At 59.4% G+C, this 249-nt stretch carries 1 protein-coding gene; it reads right to left on the bottom strand.

The window, feature by feature from the left end; genetic code table 11:
- Window positions 1-249 (bottom strand): FAD-dependent monooxygenase (locus tag AC0L2P_RS32475; protein ID WP_473507277.1); only part of this gene is annotated, 249 nt, incomplete at both ends.

Below are 249 nucleotides of genomic sequence, written 5' to 3'. Positions count from 1 at the left end.
GCCTGATTGAGGTCGAGGAAGAAATTGTGAGGAGCATCAAGGTTCTCCAAGTCGATCCGAAGGATCTCCTCGCCATAGGCGCGGATCGACGCACCCTTCACCCGTCGGCCGAGCTCAAGCGCGCGAGGCAGAATCTCCATGCGCTCGAAAACCTCCATGGTACGTGCGTGCACGACAAGCGCCTTGGACCACTTTGTGGTCCCTTCGGCTTTGTCGATGATACGCGCCGGAACGCCGTAGCGATGGAGC

This window comes from Mesorhizobium sp. WSM4836 (assembly GCF_055811815.1).
Note: the sequence above shows the minus strand (reverse complement) of the source record. Positions and strands in the feature narration are given on the sequence as shown.